At 68.2% G+C, this 14179-nt stretch carries 17 protein-coding genes; 5 read left to right on the top strand and 12 right to left on the bottom strand.

Annotated elements, in window-relative coordinates; all coding sequences use genetic code 11:
• Positions 1-70 precede the first annotated feature (70 nt).
• Genes O6P37_RS07765 through O6P37_RS07750 form a run of 4 tightly spaced genes read left to right on the top strand, consistent with a single transcriptional unit; the run spans position 71 to position 2469 of the window.
• Positions 71-1351 (top strand): cytochrome P450, encoded by a 1281-nt coding sequence (locus tag O6P37_RS07765; protein WP_269893502.1) that lies wholly within the window; start codon positions 71-73, stop codon positions 1349-1351.
• Positions 1351-1542, top strand: a complete 192-nt coding sequence (locus O6P37_RS07760; RefSeq protein WP_264015557.1) for a ferredoxin — start codon at positions 1351-1353, stop codon at positions 1540-1542. The genes O6P37_RS07765 and O6P37_RS07760 overlap by 1 nt, the downstream gene beginning before the upstream one ends.
• Before the next feature lie 31 nt (positions 1543-1573).
• Complete coding sequence (locus tag O6P37_RS07755; RefSeq protein ID WP_264015556.1) at positions 1574-1858, top strand: DUF1330 domain-containing protein; 285 nt, start codon at positions 1574-1576, stop codon at positions 1856-1858.
• A 44-nt stretch (positions 1859-1902) separates the two neighbouring features.
• The gene (locus O6P37_RS07750) at positions 1903-2469 is read left to right on the top strand and encodes a dihydrofolate reductase family protein (protein ID WP_269893501.1); all 567 of its coding nucleotides are present in this window, start codon (positions 1903-1905) and stop codon (positions 2467-2469) included.
• Between the two features lie 45 nt (positions 2470-2514).
• Here the strand turns inward: O6P37_RS07750 and O6P37_RS07745 are convergent, their stop codons facing one another.
• From O6P37_RS07745 to O6P37_RS07705, 9 genes are all read right to left on the bottom strand, one after another.
• Positions 2515-3720: a cytochrome P450 gene (locus O6P37_RS07745; RefSeq protein ID WP_269893500.1), complete on the bottom strand. Its 1206-nt coding sequence runs from the start codon at positions 3718-3720 to the stop codon at positions 2515-2517.
• A gap of 40 nt (positions 3721-3760) precedes the next feature.
• Entirely contained in the window at positions 3761-3961 is a 201-nt protein-coding gene (locus tag O6P37_RS07740; protein WP_264015553.1) for a ferredoxin, read from the bottom strand.
• Positions 3962-3989: 28 nt separating this feature from the next.
• Positions 3990-5192 carry a cytochrome P450 gene (locus tag O6P37_RS07735; RefSeq protein ID WP_269893499.1) on the bottom strand — a complete coding sequence of 401 codons (1203 nt, stop codon included), beginning with the start codon at positions 5190-5192 and terminating at the stop codon, positions 3990-3992.
• Positions 5193-5312: 120 nt separating this feature from the next.
• Complete coding sequence (locus O6P37_RS07730; protein WP_269893498.1) at positions 5313-6107, bottom strand: NAD(P)-dependent oxidoreductase; 795 nt, start codon at positions 6105-6107, stop codon at positions 5313-5315.
• Positions 6104-6922, bottom strand: coding sequence for an NAD(P)-dependent oxidoreductase (locus O6P37_RS07725; RefSeq protein ID WP_269893497.1), 819 nt, complete (start codon positions 6920-6922; stop codon positions 6104-6106). Before O6P37_RS07725 ends, O6P37_RS07730 begins: the two co-directional genes overlap by 4 nt.
• A complete protein-coding gene (locus O6P37_RS07720; RefSeq protein ID WP_269893496.1) occupies positions 6922-7848 on the bottom strand; it encodes an alpha/beta hydrolase in 927 nt (308 codons plus the stop codon). The genes O6P37_RS07725 and O6P37_RS07720 overlap by 1 nt, the downstream gene beginning before the upstream one ends.
• Positions 7845-9503, bottom strand: coding sequence for a thiolase C-terminal domain-containing protein (locus tag O6P37_RS07715; RefSeq protein ID WP_269893495.1), 1659 nt, complete (start codon positions 9501-9503; stop codon positions 7845-7847). Before O6P37_RS07715 ends, O6P37_RS07720 begins: the two co-directional genes overlap by 4 nt.
• 1 nt (position 9504) lies before the next feature.
• Positions 9505-9852, bottom strand: coding sequence for a ferredoxin (locus O6P37_RS07710; protein WP_408633126.1), 348 nt, complete (start codon positions 9850-9852; stop codon positions 9505-9507).
• Positions 9849-11156, bottom strand: a complete 1308-nt coding sequence (locus O6P37_RS07705; RefSeq protein WP_269893493.1) for an NADH-ubiquinone oxidoreductase-F iron-sulfur binding region domain-containing protein — start codon at positions 11154-11156, stop codon at positions 9849-9851. The genes O6P37_RS07710 and O6P37_RS07705 overlap by 4 nt, the downstream gene beginning before the upstream one ends.
• Before the next feature lie 39 nt (positions 11157-11195).
• Between O6P37_RS07705 and O6P37_RS07700 the strand changes: the two genes are divergently transcribed.
• On the top strand, positions 11196-11669 hold the full coding sequence (locus O6P37_RS07700) for a hypothetical protein (protein ID WP_269893492.1): 474 nt from the start codon (positions 11196-11198) through the stop codon (positions 11667-11669).
• A gap of 7 nt (positions 11670-11676) precedes the next feature.
• On the opposite strand, the gene O6P37_RS07695 is transcribed toward O6P37_RS07700, so the two are convergent.
• The 3 genes from O6P37_RS07695 to O6P37_RS07685 are packed head-to-tail and all read right to left on the bottom strand — an operon-like array spanning position 11677 to position 14171.
• Positions 11677-12564, bottom strand: coding sequence for an alpha/beta fold hydrolase (locus O6P37_RS07695; RefSeq protein WP_264015544.1), 888 nt, complete (start codon positions 12562-12564; stop codon positions 11677-11679).
• Positions 12565-12596: 32 nt separating this feature from the next.
• Positions 12597-13013 (bottom strand): Rieske (2Fe-2S) protein, encoded by a 417-nt coding sequence (locus O6P37_RS07690; protein WP_269893491.1) that lies wholly within the window; start codon positions 13011-13013, stop codon positions 12597-12599.
• A 3-nt stretch (positions 13014-13016) separates the two neighbouring features.
• Positions 13017-14171: an amidohydrolase family protein gene (locus O6P37_RS07685; RefSeq protein ID WP_264015542.1), complete on the bottom strand. Its 1155-nt coding sequence runs from the start codon at positions 14169-14171 to the stop codon at positions 13017-13019.
• Between the last annotated feature and the right edge of the window lie 8 nt (positions 14172-14179).

Here is a 14179-nt window from a genome sequence, read left to right as displayed (position 1 = left end):
GCAACCGGTGTGAAAACCTGATACGCAAAGATGAGAATCACATTCTCGCTCGATCCGAACGGAGTCACACATGGCGGAAGACCTCACGGCGGTCGACTTCTTCCGGGACGCGCGTGTGCTGGACGATCCGTACCCGTTCTACGACGCGCTGCGCAGCAAGTGCCCGGTCAGCCGCGAGGACAAGTACGGCGTCACGATGGTCACCGGGTGGCAGGAAGCGGTCGACGTCTACAACGACGCGGACAGCTTCTCCTCCTGCATCTCGGTCACCGGACCGTTCCCCGGCTTCCCGGTGCCGCTGGAGGGCCTGGAGAACACCGACCTGTCAGACCTCATCGTCAAGCACCGCGACGAGATCCCGTTCAGCGACCAGTTGCCCACGCTGGACCCGCCGACCCACACGAATCACCGCGCACTCCTGATGCGGCTCATCACGCCGAAGCGTCTCAAGGAGAACGAGGACGCGATGTGGCAGCTCGCCGACGACATCCTCGACGACTTCCTCGCACCGGGTGAAGGTGAGTTCATCAAGGGCTTCGCCGGGCCGTTCACCCTGCGCGTGATCGCCGACCTGCTCGGCGTGCCGGAGGAGGACCGCGGCGAACTGATCGAGCGGCTCGCCAGGGGCACCCACGGAAGCGGCCTTGGCAACGCGGACAAGACGCTGACCAAGACGCCGCTGGAGTACCTGTACGACGTGTTCGCGACCTACGTCGAGGACCGTCGCCGCGAACCGCGCGACGATGTGCTGACGGGGCTGGCGACGGCGGCGTTCCCGGACGGCACCATGCCGGAGGTCGCCGACGTCGTGCGGGTGGCGACGAATGTCTTCTCGGCCGGCCAGGAGACCACGGTGCGGCTGCTGAGCACCGCGCTCAAGGTGATCGGCGACCAGCCTGACGTGCAGCGCAGGTTGCGCGAGGACCGCAGCCTGCTCGGCAATTTCATCGAGGAGTGCCTCCGCATCGAGAGCCCCGTCAAGGGCGACTTCCGGATGTCGCGGGTGCCGACCACGGTGGGCGAGGAGGCCCTCGGCGCCGGGAGCACCGTGATGGTGATCAACGGTGCGGCCAACCGCGATCCGCGCCGCTTCGAGGACCCCGACAGCTTCGATCCCGAGCGCAAGAACGCCCGCCAGCACCTGGCATTCGGCCGCGGCATCCACAGCTGCCCGGGCGCCCCGCTGGCGCGCGCGGAGACCAGGGTGGGACTCGAACGGCTGCTCGACCGCACCAGCGACATCCGGATCTCCGAGGAGAAGCATGGTCCGGCGGGGCAGCGGCGCTACTCCTACATCCCGACCTACATTCTTCGCGGCCTGACCGAACTACACCTCGAGTTCAACCTCTGATGCGTGTCGCCGTCGACGAGGATCGCTGCGCCGGGCACGGGATGTGCCTGACGCTGTGCCCCGAGGTGTTCGAACTGACCGACGACGGATGGGCCGCGGCGGATCCCCCCGACGTGCCGGCCGGGCTGGAGAAGGCGGCGCAGGAGGCGATCGACAACTGCCCGGAACGCGCTATCCACCTGATCGACTGACCGAAAACCACGAAGAGACAAGGACTCCGGCATGCCCAAGGGCTATGTGATCATCACCGAAGACGTCAAGGACGCGGCAGGCATGGCCGAATACGGCAAGCTCGCCAGCCAGACGATGGCCAACGCGAAGGTGCTGGCGTTCGGTCCTGCGGTGGAAGCCATCGAGGGGCAGTGGCACGGCACGCAGACGGTGCTCCTGGAGTTCGAATCGGTGGACGCCGCGAAGGAGTGGTACTACTCCGACGAATACCAGGAGGCGCTCAAGTTGCGTCAGGCCGCCGCGGACTGCAACGGGGCCATCTTCTCCGGTTTCTGAGCCGTCGCGCGATGAGTCCTGCCCTGTGATGCAGTCTGATCTGCATGGGCAAACTCATCTATGGCTTCACCGTGTCGGTCGACGGGTACATCGCCGACGCGCAGGGCAGCATCGACTGGTCGGATCCGAGCGAGGAACTGCACCAGTACTGGAACGACTTCGAGCGGGAGACTGCCCTGTCGTTCTATGGGCGGCGGCTCTACGACCTGATGTCCGCGTACTGGCCGACCGCCGACGAGGCTCCGGACGCCACCCCGATGATCGTCGACTTCGCACAGATCTGGCGCGACATGCCCAAGGTCGTGTTCTCGCGCACCCTGCAGTCCGTCGACTGGAACTCCCGCCTGGAACGCGGCGACCCGGTCGAGGTGGTGACGAAGCTGAAGGCCGAGACCGACGGCCAACTGGAGGTGGCAGGCGCGACGCTGGCCGCACCGATCGTGGCGGCCGGGCTGGTGGACGAGTACCGGATCGTCGTGGCGCCCACCGCGGTGGGCGGCGGCACACCGTTCTTCCCGGCACTGCCGTCATGGATCTCGCTGCGACTGTTGGAGAACCGCACCTTCCCGGGCGGCACGGTCCTGCTGCGCTACGAGGCGAAACGCGACTGACCGGAGATGCGCAGCCGGGTGGCGTGCGGCCGCACCCCGGGTCGGTCAGCGCAGGACGCGCACCGGGACGTGCGACCAGCCGGCGACGTTCTGCATCGCCACCCGCCTGCAGTCGTCCCAGATCACCTCGTAGCGGGGCATGAAGTCCAGCAGCCGCTCGAGGGCGATCGCGCTCTCCATCCGGGCGAGCGCCGCGCCGAGGCAGCTGTGCACCCCGTAGCCGAAGCCCAGGTTCTGCGCCTCGGTCCTGTCGCGGTCGATGTCGAACGTGTCGGCATCGGTGAAGGCCTCGGGGTCGCGGTTGGCCGACCCGCCGAGCAGGAACACCGGCTTGCCTTCGGGGATCGTGACCCCGTGCAGCGTCACCTCTTTCATCGAGCGGCGCACGTTGTACTGGGCGGGCGCCTCGTAGCGCAGTAGTTCCTCGACCGCGGCAGAAATCTTGCTGCGGTCGTCGAGCAGCTTCTGCCACTGGTCGGGATTCTGGGCGAACGTCACCGCGGCGTTGCCGATCAGCTTGGTGACGGTCTCGGCGCCCGCGCCGCCCAGAAGCGTGGCGAAGCCGGCGATCTCGAAGTCGTCGAGGCTCTCCATCTGCCCGTCTTCGCGCTGGATCTCGGCCTGCACCAGACGGGTGAACATGTCGTCCTGCGGATCGGCCCGCCGCTGCTGGATCAGCTCGTAGTACAGGCCCATCGCCTCCGCGATGGCCTGCAGGCCCTCCTGGGACATCTCAACCTGGCCGGGCTCCCGGTGCAGGGACGTGTCCACCCACTGGCGCACCTGCTGGCGACGCTCCTCGGGAACGCCGAGCATCCGGGTGATGACCTCCACCGGGAAGAACGCGGAGAACTCCTGCACGACGTCGAAATGCCCGGGGTCGGCGGCGCGGAAGCACTGGTCGATGGTCTCGATGACCATCGGCTTGAGGTTCGCGATCGCGCGCGGGGTGAACACCTTGTTGACCAGGCTGCGCATCTGACGGTGCTCGGGCGGGTCCATCAGGATGATCATCTTCATCGGAAGCGGTTCGCCGGACTTCACCATCGCCAGGTCGAGGCCGTACGCCGAGGAGAACGTCTCCCAGTCCTTGAACGCCGCCGCCACATCCGCGTGCCGGGACAACGCGTAGAAGTCCTGTTCCTCGTTGTAGTAGACCGGCGCCTCCTCACGCATGCGCCGGTAGATCTCCCAGGGACTGTTGAAGTACTCCTCGGAGAAGGGGTCGAACACGAGCTTCGATGTGGTCATTCACTCTCTCATTTCGCCGCGGTAAGTGCCGGTGAGTCGGTCACTCGTCGCGGATGGCGATGGCCTGTCGCGGGCACTGCCGCACGGCCTCCTTGATCTGCTCTTCGTTCTCGGGCGTGACCTCGTCCTGCAGCACGTGCAGGTAGTCGTCGTCGTCGAGGTCGAACACCTCCGGGATGATGCCCATGCACACCCCGTTGCTCTCGCAGAGGCCGAAATCGACCTCGATCTTCTGGGTCATGCGCGATCCCGCTCCGCTTGTCGCTTGGTCACCGCATCACCCGCACAGGCACGTGGTGGTAGCCGGCGACGTTCTGCATCGTGACGCGCTGCAGGCCGTCGAAATCGACCTCGAAGCGGGGCATGAAATCGAGCAGGTGCTCCAGCGCGATGACCGTCTCCAGGCGGGCCAGCGCGGCGCCGAGGCAGCTGTGGATGCCGTAGCCGAGGCCGAGGTTCTGCGCCTGCGCGCGGTCGCGGGTGATGTCGAACGTCTCGCCGTCGTCGAACGCCCGCGGGTCGCGGTTGGCGGCGGCCTTCATCAGGAACACCGGCTTGTGTGCGGGGATCGTGCCGCTGGGCACCTCGGTCTCCTTGAGGGTGTAGCGCACGTTGTACTGCACCGGGCCCACGTAGCGCAGCAACTCCTCGACCGCCGCGGGCACCAGGCTGCGGTCGTCGAGCAGCATCTGCCACTGTTCGGGATGGCGCGCGAACTCGACCACGGCGCTGCCGACCAGCTTGGTGACGGTCTCGGCGCCCGCGCCGCCCAGCAGCGCGACGAAGCCGGTGATCTCAACGTCGTCGAGCCTGCGCATCTCGCCGTTCTCGCCGGGGATCTCCGCGGCGATCAGGCGGCTGATCATGTCGCCCTGCGGGTTCTCCCGCCGCTCCTGAACCAGGCCGTAGTAGTAGACCCCCGCATCGATGTTGGCCTGCATGTTCTCGTCGGAGAGATAGAGCTGTCCTGGCTTGACTTCCAGACCCTTGTCGATCCAGTGCCGCACCTGCTGACGGAACTCCTCGGGAACACCGGCCATCCGGGTGATCACCTCGACCGGGAACGGGCCGGAGAAGTCCTGCACCACGTCGAAGCCGTCGGGGTCCACCTGGGACAGGTAGTGCTGCACGAGTTCGACGACGGTCTCACGCTGAGACTGGATGGCCCTCGGGGTGAACGCCTTGTTGAGCAGGCTGCGCATGAAGCGGTGTTCCGGCGGATCCATGAAGATGATCGACTTCTGGAACCCCTGGCCGGACTTGATCATGGACAGGTGACACCCGCGGGTGGAGGAGAACGACTCGTGATCCTTGAGTGCCGCCGCCACGTCAGCGTGCCGCGTCAGCGCGTAGAAGTCGTCTTCCTCGTCGTAGTAGATCGGGGTCTCGTCGCGCATCCGGCGGTAGATCTCATAGGGGTCGTCGAAGTACTCCTGCGAGTAGGGGCTGAACACCAATTTGGGCTTGGTCATGGAATCCTCCTCGGCGGCGAGATCAGTGCCGGCACGTTACGGAAATCTGAGAGACTGTAAGTCTCAAAATTATCATCGAAGTATGCGCCTATTTCCGGCGAATCGCCCGAACCGGCGGCCTCACGCACGAGTTCCCGCCTCTACCAGTGCGTCCAGCAACCCCAGGTCGCCACCGAGTTCGGCGACGGTGTCGCGGACGACGGCGACGTCCTTGCCGACGAACTCCCCGACCGCGGCGGCGAACGCCCCGGTGGAACCGGCGGCGGCGATCATGCTCAGCACCCGGCTCTGGGAACTGCCGTGGGTCAGCGCGGCCAACAGCGGACCCTCGTCGACGCCCAGCCGGGCGCCCAGCCTGGTGCCTTCGCTGACGAGCCCGATCTGCGCGGCGAACAGGGTGTTGTTGACCAGCTTGACCAGCTGCCCGGCGCCCGTGCCTCCCGCCTGCAGGATCGGGTCGCCGTAGGCGGACAGCAACGGTGTCAGGCGGGTCACCGCGTCGTCGGGCCCTCCGACGAACAGCGTCACCGAGCCGGCGGCGATGTCGTGCGGGCCGCCGCTGACCGGTGCGTCGACGACCTCGACATGGGTGAAGCGCTCTGCGATCGCCTGCGCCGTGCGCGGGCTGCCGGTGGTGTGCACGACCAGCGTGGCGCCCGGCCGCATGCCCTTCACCAGGTCGCCGTCCAGGCACAGCTGCCTGACCTGTTCGTCGGTGAACACGCAGACGATGACGACGTCGGCGCCGTCGGCCGCGCCCGCCGGATCGTCGACCGGTGTGGCACCCAACGCCTCTACCGCAGAACGCTTCTCGGCCGTCCGGCCGACCGCGCGCACGGTGTGGCCCGCGGCCACCAGACGCGCCACCATCGGTGCGCCCATCCGGCCGGCGCCGACGAAACCGACGTCGGTCATCGCGGGTGATCCATGTGTTGCAGGGCGGTGTCGGCTGCGGTGAACACCGATCCCTCGGCCGCCTTGGCGGCGGCGGCCAGGCTTGCCGCGTGGCGGACGTCCTTCTGCAGCAGCGCTCCGGCGATGGGCGCCAGTCCCTCCACCGTGCCGCCGAACATCGAGATGCTGTTGACCGCCTTGCTGGTCGCCGAGCCGCGAACCAGCACCTCGCACAGCTTGTCGCGGGCCACGCCCAGTGAGTCGCCGAGTTCCAGCGCGCTCAGCGCGCTGCCCAGGTTGGCGCTGAACAGCAGATTGTTGAGGATCTTGGCGACCTGACCGCTGCCGAGCGGGCCGAGGTGCACGACGGGATCGGCGTACGTCGCGAACACCGGCCGGGCCTTCTCGACGTCGGCCTCGGCACCGCCCACCATCACCAGCAGTGTGCCGTCGGCGGCGGCAGGGCCGCCCCCGCTGACCGGTGCGTCCAGCACCGAGACATCGTGGCGCCCGGCGAGTTCGGCGATCTCGGTGCAGGTGTCGGGGTGCACGGTGCTGTGGATGGCGATGACGGCGCCGGGCGCCAGTCCGGCCAGCACCCCGGTATCACCGGAGAGCACCTGACGGACGTCGTCGTCGCCGACCACGCACAGGCAGACCAGGTCGCTGGCCGTGGCCAGTTCGGCCGGGGTGTCCGCGATCTTGGCGGCGGTGTCCGCGAACGGCTCCACCGACGCGGGCCTGCGGGCCCACAGCGTGAGTTCGTGTCCCCCTTCGACGATCCGCCGCGCCATCGGCCCGCCCTGGCTCCCCAGCCCGATGAATCCAACCCGCATCAGCCGGCCTCCACTTCGATTCCTGCCGACCGGTTTTGGCGGGCGACCTCGACATTGACGATGCACTCTTCGACGAACGACAGCACCTTGAGGTGATAGGCCGCGGCGCGCAGGCCGAGGCTCAGGTTGTGGCCCGCGCCGACGACTTCATCGGTGACGAACCGCGGGGCGACGGTGAACGCCGCGCCGATCTCGGCAAGCGCATCGGGGTCGGACCGCCAGACCCGTTCGTGGTCGGCGTGGCTGAACTGCACCGGTACCCGCACCTGGGCGGCCAGCGCAGGGAAGTCCCGGTGCGGCCAGTCCCGCACCATGCCCGCCTCGTAGGGCGCGCCGGTCGACGAGTTGGTGATCCCGCTGAGCACGTCGGCGGGGTACAGGTCGGCGGGTTCCCACAGCAGTGCCCGCAGTCCCGGCGGGCGGTGGGTCGCCGACGCGTTCCGCAGGATGTCCAGAGCCGCGTCGTGATAACGCAATCCGGTGCCCGCGAGCGCCAGCCCGAGCAGTTCGGCGCCGCGCGGGTCGTCACTCGCGGCCATCCGCAGGGCGAGTTCGCAGCCGTTGGAGTGGGCGAGCACGAACAGCCCCGCTCCACGGGGGCGGGCACCGAGCACCTTGTCGACGGCGCCGTAGGCCAATGCCACCCGCTGTTCGGGCCTGGCGATCGCGTCGGGGTAGGCCGCCGAACTGCCGTAGCCAGGGCGGTCGAGCGCCACCATGGTGAAACCCAGTGCGGCGCCGAGGCGCAGGAGTGACAAGCGGGGATGCCCGGGGCAGTCGAAGTACGCCGCGGTGCTCGCGCCGCCGTGCAGCGCGACGATCACGGCCCGGGGTTCGTGCTCCGGTTCGGCGACCAGCGCCGACATCGGGACGAGGTCGCCCACGCTGTCGACCATGACCACCCGCGGCCGCGGCGCCGTCGTCATGCCTCGGCCCGCAGCAGCAGCACCCCGCTGGGCGTGAGGCCACCACTGCTGGTGACCGCCACCCGGGCGCCGGACACCTGCCGCTCGCCGGCCTCCCCACGCAGCTGGGTGACGGCCTCGTGGATCAGGCCCATGCCGTGGGTGCGCCCGTGGGAGAGCTGCCCGCCGTGGGTGTTCAGCGGGATCACGCCGTCGCGGGCGATGTTGTGGCCGCCGTCGAGGAAGTCCTTCGCCTCGCCGATCCCGCAGAAGCCGAGCGCCTCCAGCCACGACAGGCAGTTGAAGCTGAACCCGTCGTACAGTTCGGCGACATCGACGTCGCTGGGCCGCAACGATGTCCGTGTCCACAAGTGGGCGGCCTGGCCGAGCACCTGCGGCTCGTGGGTCAGTGTGGTCTGGTCCCAGTCGGTGCGTTCGACGATCTGCGTGCCCACCGCCTCGATGTACACCGGCGGCTTCGCCAGGTCGCGGGCCGCGTCGACCGCCGAGACCACGACGGCGACCGCACCGTCACACGGCACGTCGCAGTCGTAGAGCCCGAACGGTGTGGTGATCATCCGCGCCGACAGATAGTCGTCCATGGTCATCGGATCGCGGTAGATCGCGGTCGGGTTCAGACCGGCGTTCGCGCGCTGATTCAGGGCGATCCAGCCGAGCGTCTCACGGGTGGTGCCGAACCGGTCGAAGTGGCGATGTGCGTTCTGCGCCAACGTGTGTGCCGCTGACGTCGCGCCGAAGGGCATCTGCCAACTGGTGGTGCGGGCGCCCCCGGGCGGAGACATCTTGCCCTCTTTCATCAGCTGCCCGAACGTCGCCTCCCACAGCGTGCGGAAGCACAGTACGTGGCGCGCGAGGCCGGTGGCGACGGCCATCATCGCCGCGATCACCGAGCCACCGGGTCCGAACGTGTCCATCCCGCCGTTGATCCAGGTGGGTCGCAGGCCAAGTGCGCCCTCCAGCGCGTTGACACCACCCTCACCCATCCCCGCGATGTCCAGACCGGGATAGGTGGACAGCCCGTCGATGTCGTCGAAAGTCAGGCCGGCGTCGGCGACGGCCGCCTCACACGCGTCGATCGTCAGTGACAGCGGTGGCACCATCAGCCTGCGGCCCAGCCGGGAGGCCCCGACACCGGTGATCGCCGAGTGCTCCTCGAACTTGTCGCTGCGCAACATCGGCCGGACATGCTTGCCGAAATCCGCAGGCGCGATCTCGTCCGTCGGCAGCACCGGCTGCTGTCCGGCGTCGCTCGCAGGCGTGAAGACCGGCAGCCACACGTCGGCCACCTGCTGGAACACCACCTCGACCGGTTGGCCGATCGCCACCGAGTCGGGATCGGTGTCGACGATGTTGGTGGTCAGCCGGACCCGCGGATCCTCCAGGATCGCGACCTCCGCGACGACGTAGGGCGGCGGCAGGTCGGGGAAGCCGAACCGGTGATTGACGGTGAAGCCTGCGATCGTGCCCTTGCCCGACACCTCGTTCGGCTCGAGCTTGCGGCTGCGGCAGTAGCGGCAGATCGGTTGCGGCGGATGGATGTAGGACTCGCAGTCCTGACACTGCTGCAGACGAAGCACGCCGTCGGCGCCCGCGGTCCAGAAGAACTCGTTCTGCGCCGTCAGCTGCGGCACCGGCCGTCCCGGGATATCGGTCATCTCACATCCCCGGCATCATCTGTGCTTCGCGCGCCACGTCGGCATGATCGGGGTCGGACTCCTCGAGGCGCGGCAGCCCGTCACCCGCCGGAGGCAGCGGCGAGCGCTCATCGGTCACATGCTCTTCGCGCGAGCGCTCATCGGTCACACGCCTCTCGACCATCTCGATGATCGCGTGCACCGGGCAGTCCAGCAGTGCCCGCCGCACGGCGGGCTGATCGGCCTCGGGCACCGTGCCGTTGCCGACCAGTGACGCATACCCCCAGTCGTCCAGCGAGAAGTACTCCGGGGCGTGTTTCGCGCAGACACCGAACCCGTCGCACATCGTCCGGTCGAGACGCACTCTCACGGTGTCATCACCGCCTCCACCTCGTAGGGCCGCATCGCGTTGTACACCGCGGAACCGCATGAACTGCAGGAACTCTCGAGGTGACGGGCGACCTCCTGCGGGAAGCTGCGCAACAGCGTGGCCGCCACATTCGTCGCGGCGTCCAGGGTCGCGCAGGCGCCACGTCCGCGCAGTACCACCGACCAGCGTTCGAGCCGCGCCAGATCCTCGGTGGTGGCCGCGCCGTCGCGCAGCGCACTCGTAACGGCGGACATCGCCGCGGTCCCGTTGAAGCATGAGCCGCACTGACCGGCGTTCTCCCGGTCGAAGTACGCCATCACGGAGGCCGCGACCGCGATCGGGCACTCGTCGGTGATCAACGACACCGCGCCGCAGCCCAGGCCACTGCCGACCCGCTGCATGGTCTCGTGGTCGAGCGTGGTGTCGAGCACGTCGCGGTTCATCAGCCCGGTGAAGTAGCCGCCCATCAGCACGCCACGCACCTCGTCCGCCGGCACGCCGTACACGTCGAGGAGCTCGGAGAATGTTGTGCCGTGCGGCAATTCGTACAACGCCGCCGGCCTGCCACCGCCGGTGACCGTCGCCAGGAAGGTGCCGGGCGAGGTGGACGTCCCGGCGGCCCGGAACGCCTCCGCCCCGTGCCGCAGCAGGAAGGGCAGATTGGCCAGGGTCTCCACGTTGCTCACGGCCGTCGGCAGCCCGGCGACGCCGTGTTCGAACGGCCGTGGCGGCTTGTCGCTCGGTTTGGCGGGACCGCCGTTGACGAAGCGGACCGCCGCGGTCTCCTCGCCGGCCACATAACCCGCGGCCACGGTCACGACCGAGACCGGCGGGCCGTCGGTGCGTTCGCCGAGTTCGGCCAGCGCGCCCGCGGCGACCTCGGCGGCGCGGCTGTCCGAGACGTACAGGTATGCCCGGTCGGCGCCGACGATCCTGGCGGCCAACCGCAGGCCGTCGAGCACCAGGTGCGGCCGGTGCCGCAGCAGCCAGCGGTCCTTGACCGACGCGGGCTCGCCCTCTTCGCCGTTGGCGATGATGACCGCGCCGCCGGCGCGGCGGCCGTTGTCGCGTACGATGCGGAGCTTGACCGCGAGCGGGAATGCGGCGCCGCCGCGGCCCAGCAGGCCGGACAGGTCGATCACGTCGAGCAGGCCGTCGGGGTCCGCAAGTGGCTGGTATCCGCCCTGGGCCGTGTAGGCCGCGAGATCCTCGGTGCCGGAGCCCAGGTCGTCGCGTAGGAGCCGGGCGGCGGTGCCGGGCCAGCCCGCGACGGTCAGTTCGGGTGTCGTGGCGGTGGTGTTCATGACTGCCTCCCGTCACTGCCCGCGGATAGGCTGGCGGACATGAGAACCGCGGTGGTGCGCGTCGGTGTCGACCCGTCCGGTGAGCTTGGTGCCGAGCAACTGCGCGACGGGGTGACGACGCTGCGCAGGCTGGCGGCCGACGCCGGCGCCGAAGTGTTGACCGATGACCTCGCGGCGCTGCCACCCGCCCGCCGAGAGGTCGAGGTGCTGATGCTCGCCACTGCGGCCGAGGAGGTGATGCACATGGCGGTGGTCCTGTGCGCCAAGGCGTTCGGCACGGAACCGGCACCCGGGGTGGTGACGTTCATCAGCCGGGGCACCGACGACGACGCCGTCGGTGTGCTCGCCGGTTTCGGATTGACAGGGGCGATCGAGCGCACGCCGGGGGACGAGGGCTGGGACGTGGTGCAGGTGACGCTCGCCAAGGGTGACCTCGAGCGGGTGCCGGAGAGCCGGATCCACACGGCGCTCGAGGCCTCGCTCAACTGCGAGGTGCGCATCGTCACGCGCTGACGAGCGGTCATCTCCGGCCGGCCGGCGTCCGCAGGAAGTCCAGGATCGCCGGGGCCGCCTGCACCCACGTGTCGAACATGTTGAAGCGCTTCACCTTCCCCTGAGCCCGCTTCTCGCTCGCGCGCTCCCAGGCGTCCTCCGGCCACGGCGGATCGATCAGGGTCGCCCCCTTGATCAGGCAGCTCACCTCAAGTGACGTCCGCTTGGGGTGGTCGAGGTCGTTCTCGCCGCCGCGGATGATCAGCGTCGGCACCGTGATGTTGTCGAACATCTCGTCCTCGACGCCGGGGATCGTCTGGCCGGGCTTGGGCACGAAGGCGTTGAGCCAGCGCAGCATCAGTTTCAGGAACTGGTCGGGATCGAGTGCGAGCAGGCGGTCGCGGTTGTCGGGGTTCTCCGCGATGCGTTCCCGCCACTCCGACACCTCGGCGACGCCGGCCATTCCGCTGCCGCGCACGGCCAGGATGCTCGGCACGATGTAGTAGGACCCGAGCACGAAGGAGCCGTAGACACCGCCGACGATGTTCCACACCACCAGCTTCTTCACCAGCTCGGGGTAGAGCATCGTGGTCAGCATCGAGTCGCGGGCGCCGCCGGATCCGCCGGCGATGATGCACGGCCCGATCTCCAGCTCGGTGATCAGCGCTCGCAGGGTGTCGGCGCGCATGTGCGATTCGCTCTGGCCGTAGAACTGCACATCGGACTTGCCGCAGTTCGGCCTGTCCCAAAGCAGCACCCGGTAGCCGCCCTCGACGAGCTTCTTGGCCAGCGGCTTGAGGCCGGGAATGTCCTTGCTGAACCTGCCGCCCGGGGTGAGGACGATGAATTCGCCCTCCTTGCCCAGGATTTCGTACACGACGTTACCGCCGTTGATCTCGATCTTCTTGTTGGGCAACTTGTCTCCGATTTCTGGGCGCGAGGTCCGCTTCAGGCCTGGACGAGCACGTCGTTGCCGACGACCCGGACCGGGTAGGTGCGGATGCTCCACTCCGGCTTGACCGCGGTGGTACCGGTGGCGAGCTCGAAACCCCATTGGTGCCAGGGACAGAAGATGTACTCCTTGTCGCGCACCATCACCGCGTCACCGGGGACGCTGTCGTCGGCGACGTTGAGGCCGCGCGCACGTCCCGAGCACAGGGGACCGCCCTCGTGCGGACAGTAGTTCGCGATGGCGTAGAAGGAGCCGTTGACGTTGTACACGCCGACACCGTGCCTGCCGATGGGCACCAGTTTGTGTGTGCCCGAGGGGATCTCGTCGACGGTGGCGACGACGTGTTCGCGCCCCTGCGCGAGCCGGGGTTCGCGCCCCGCCGGCGGCCGGGGCGCCTCACTCTGCTCGGTCATAGGTCAGAAGACCCGGACCTGGCCCTCGAGCGCCGGAACGGTCTCGGGGAGGTGGTATGTCGCGATGCCGTTGCGGAACATGATGGCCTCGCGGGCGTGCTCGGGCAGGTGCTTGACCAGCCAGCGCGGGTCGTCGAACGTCCAGTGCGGGTAGTCACTGGAGAACAGCAGGATCTTCTCGCATTCCATCCACTCGAAGGCCCGGGTCAGTTCCGTCTTGTCCTCTGGATAGTCCAGCGGCTGGGTGGTGAACTTGATGTGGTCCTTGACGTACTCGCTCGGCTTGCGCTTGATGTCCATCCAGGACTTGCGCGCCTCGTAGATCGCGTCCATCCGCCACATCAGCGGGAGGATCCAGGTGAACGCGTGCTCGACGAAGACGATCCGCAGGTTGGGGTGCCGGTCGAAGGTGCCGTCGAAGATCAGGCTCATCACCTGGTTCGCCGCCAGCAGCGAGTAGGTGACCATGAAGTCGTGGTTGTAGCTGGGAAGTCCGACCGGCGGCATCGGCAGCTCGTCGTAGTGGCTGCGCGACAGGTGGCAGCTCACGGTGATGTCGTGTTTGGTGGCGGCGGCCCAGATCGGGTCGTACTTCGGGTTGCCCCATGACGGACGCGGCTCGGCCTTGATCAGGATCTGCGCCATGAAGGGGTGGCCGGCCCAGCGCTCGATCTCCTCGACACTGCGCTCGGGCTCCTCGATGGCCAGGCAGATCGACCCGCGCCAGCGTTCGTGCCAGTTGTTGTGGCTGTCGAGCCAGTGCTTGTCCTGCCAGTCGTTGAGCGCGCAGTTCATCGCGTGGTTCGCCTCGGGGATCCGCGCCGGATAGGCGGCGGGCTCCAGGATCGCGATGTCCGCGCCCGCCTCCATGATCAGCTGCTTGAACGCGAGATCCGGATCGCTGCACGGGAATTCACCATCGGCGGGGAAGGCGTCGACGCGCATCGCGTAGGAGTGCGCGTAGTCGGGGGCGTCGTAGTAGATCTGGTCGCCGACCTTGTGGCTGCCGAAGTAGCGGCTGCGCCACGGCTCGGGGATGTACTGACCCAGCTCGCCGGTACGGGGTGCGGGGTGGACGTCGGAGTCGACGCACCGGACCGCGATGCGTTCGGCAGCGGGAATCCTCGGATTGGCTGTGACGGACGGGATCGTTGTCATGATCGCTC

Source organism: Mycobacterium hippophais (assembly GCF_027529605.1).
In the GTDB taxonomy this organism is placed as follows: Bacteria; Actinomycetota; Actinomycetes; order Mycobacteriales; family Mycobacteriaceae; genus Mycobacterium; species Mycobacterium arseniciresistens.
This window is presented reverse-complemented; position numbering and strand designations above follow the sequence as displayed.

Bases quoted from the DNA above. Each gene is read 5' to 3' on its own strand.
- O6P37_RS07760 (WP_264015557.1), top strand. From the start codon at position 1,351: ATGCGTGTCGCCGTCGACGAGGATCGCTGCGCCGGGCACGGGATGTGC.
- O6P37_RS07720 (WP_269893496.1), bottom strand. From the start codon at position 7,848: ATGACGACGGCGCCGCGGCCGCGGGTGGTCATGGTCGACAGCGTGGGC.
- O6P37_RS07685 (WP_264015542.1), bottom strand. From the start codon at position 14,171: ATGACAACGATCCCGTCCGTCACAGCCAATCCGAGGATTCCCGCTGCC.
- O6P37_RS07725 (WP_269893497.1), bottom strand. From the start codon at position 6,922: ATGCGGGTTGGATTCATCGGGCTGGGGAGCCAGGGCGGGCCGATGGCG.
- O6P37_RS07700 (WP_269893492.1), top strand. From the start codon at position 11,196: ATGAGAACCGCGGTGGTGCGCGTCGGTGTCGACCCGTCCGGTGAGCTT.
- O6P37_RS07735 (WP_269893499.1), bottom strand. From the start codon at position 5,192: ATGACCAAGCCCAAATTGGTGTTCAGCCCCTACTCGCAGGAGTACTTC.
- O6P37_RS07690 (WP_269893491.1), bottom strand. From the start codon at position 13,013: ATGACCGAGCAGAGTGAGGCGCCCCGGCCGCCGGCGGGGCGCGAACCC.
- O6P37_RS07730 (WP_269893498.1), bottom strand. From the start codon at position 6,107: ATGACCGACGTCGGTTTCGTCGGCGCCGGCCGGATGGGCGCACCGATG.
- O6P37_RS07745 (WP_269893500.1), bottom strand. From the start codon at position 3,720: ATGACCACATCGAAGCTCGTGTTCGACCCCTTCTCCGAGGAGTACTTC.
- O6P37_RS07740 (WP_264015553.1), bottom strand. From the start codon at position 3,961: ATGACCCAGAAGATCGAGGTCGATTTCGGCCTCTGCGAGAGCAACGGG.
- O6P37_RS07765 (WP_269893502.1), top strand. From the start codon at position 71: ATGGCGGAAGACCTCACGGCGGTCGACTTCTTCCGGGACGCGCGTGTG.
- O6P37_RS07755 (WP_264015556.1), top strand. From the start codon at position 1,574: ATGCCCAAGGGCTATGTGATCATCACCGAAGACGTCAAGGACGCGGCA.
- O6P37_RS07705 (WP_269893493.1), bottom strand. From the start codon at position 11,156: ATGAACACCACCGCCACGACACCCGAACTGACCGTCGCGGGCTGGCCC.
- O6P37_RS07750 (WP_269893501.1), top strand. From the start codon at position 1,903: ATGGGCAAACTCATCTATGGCTTCACCGTGTCGGTCGACGGGTACATC.
- O6P37_RS07715 (WP_269893495.1), bottom strand. From the start codon at position 9,503: ATGACCGATATCCCGGGACGGCCGGTGCCGCAGCTGACGGCGCAGAAC.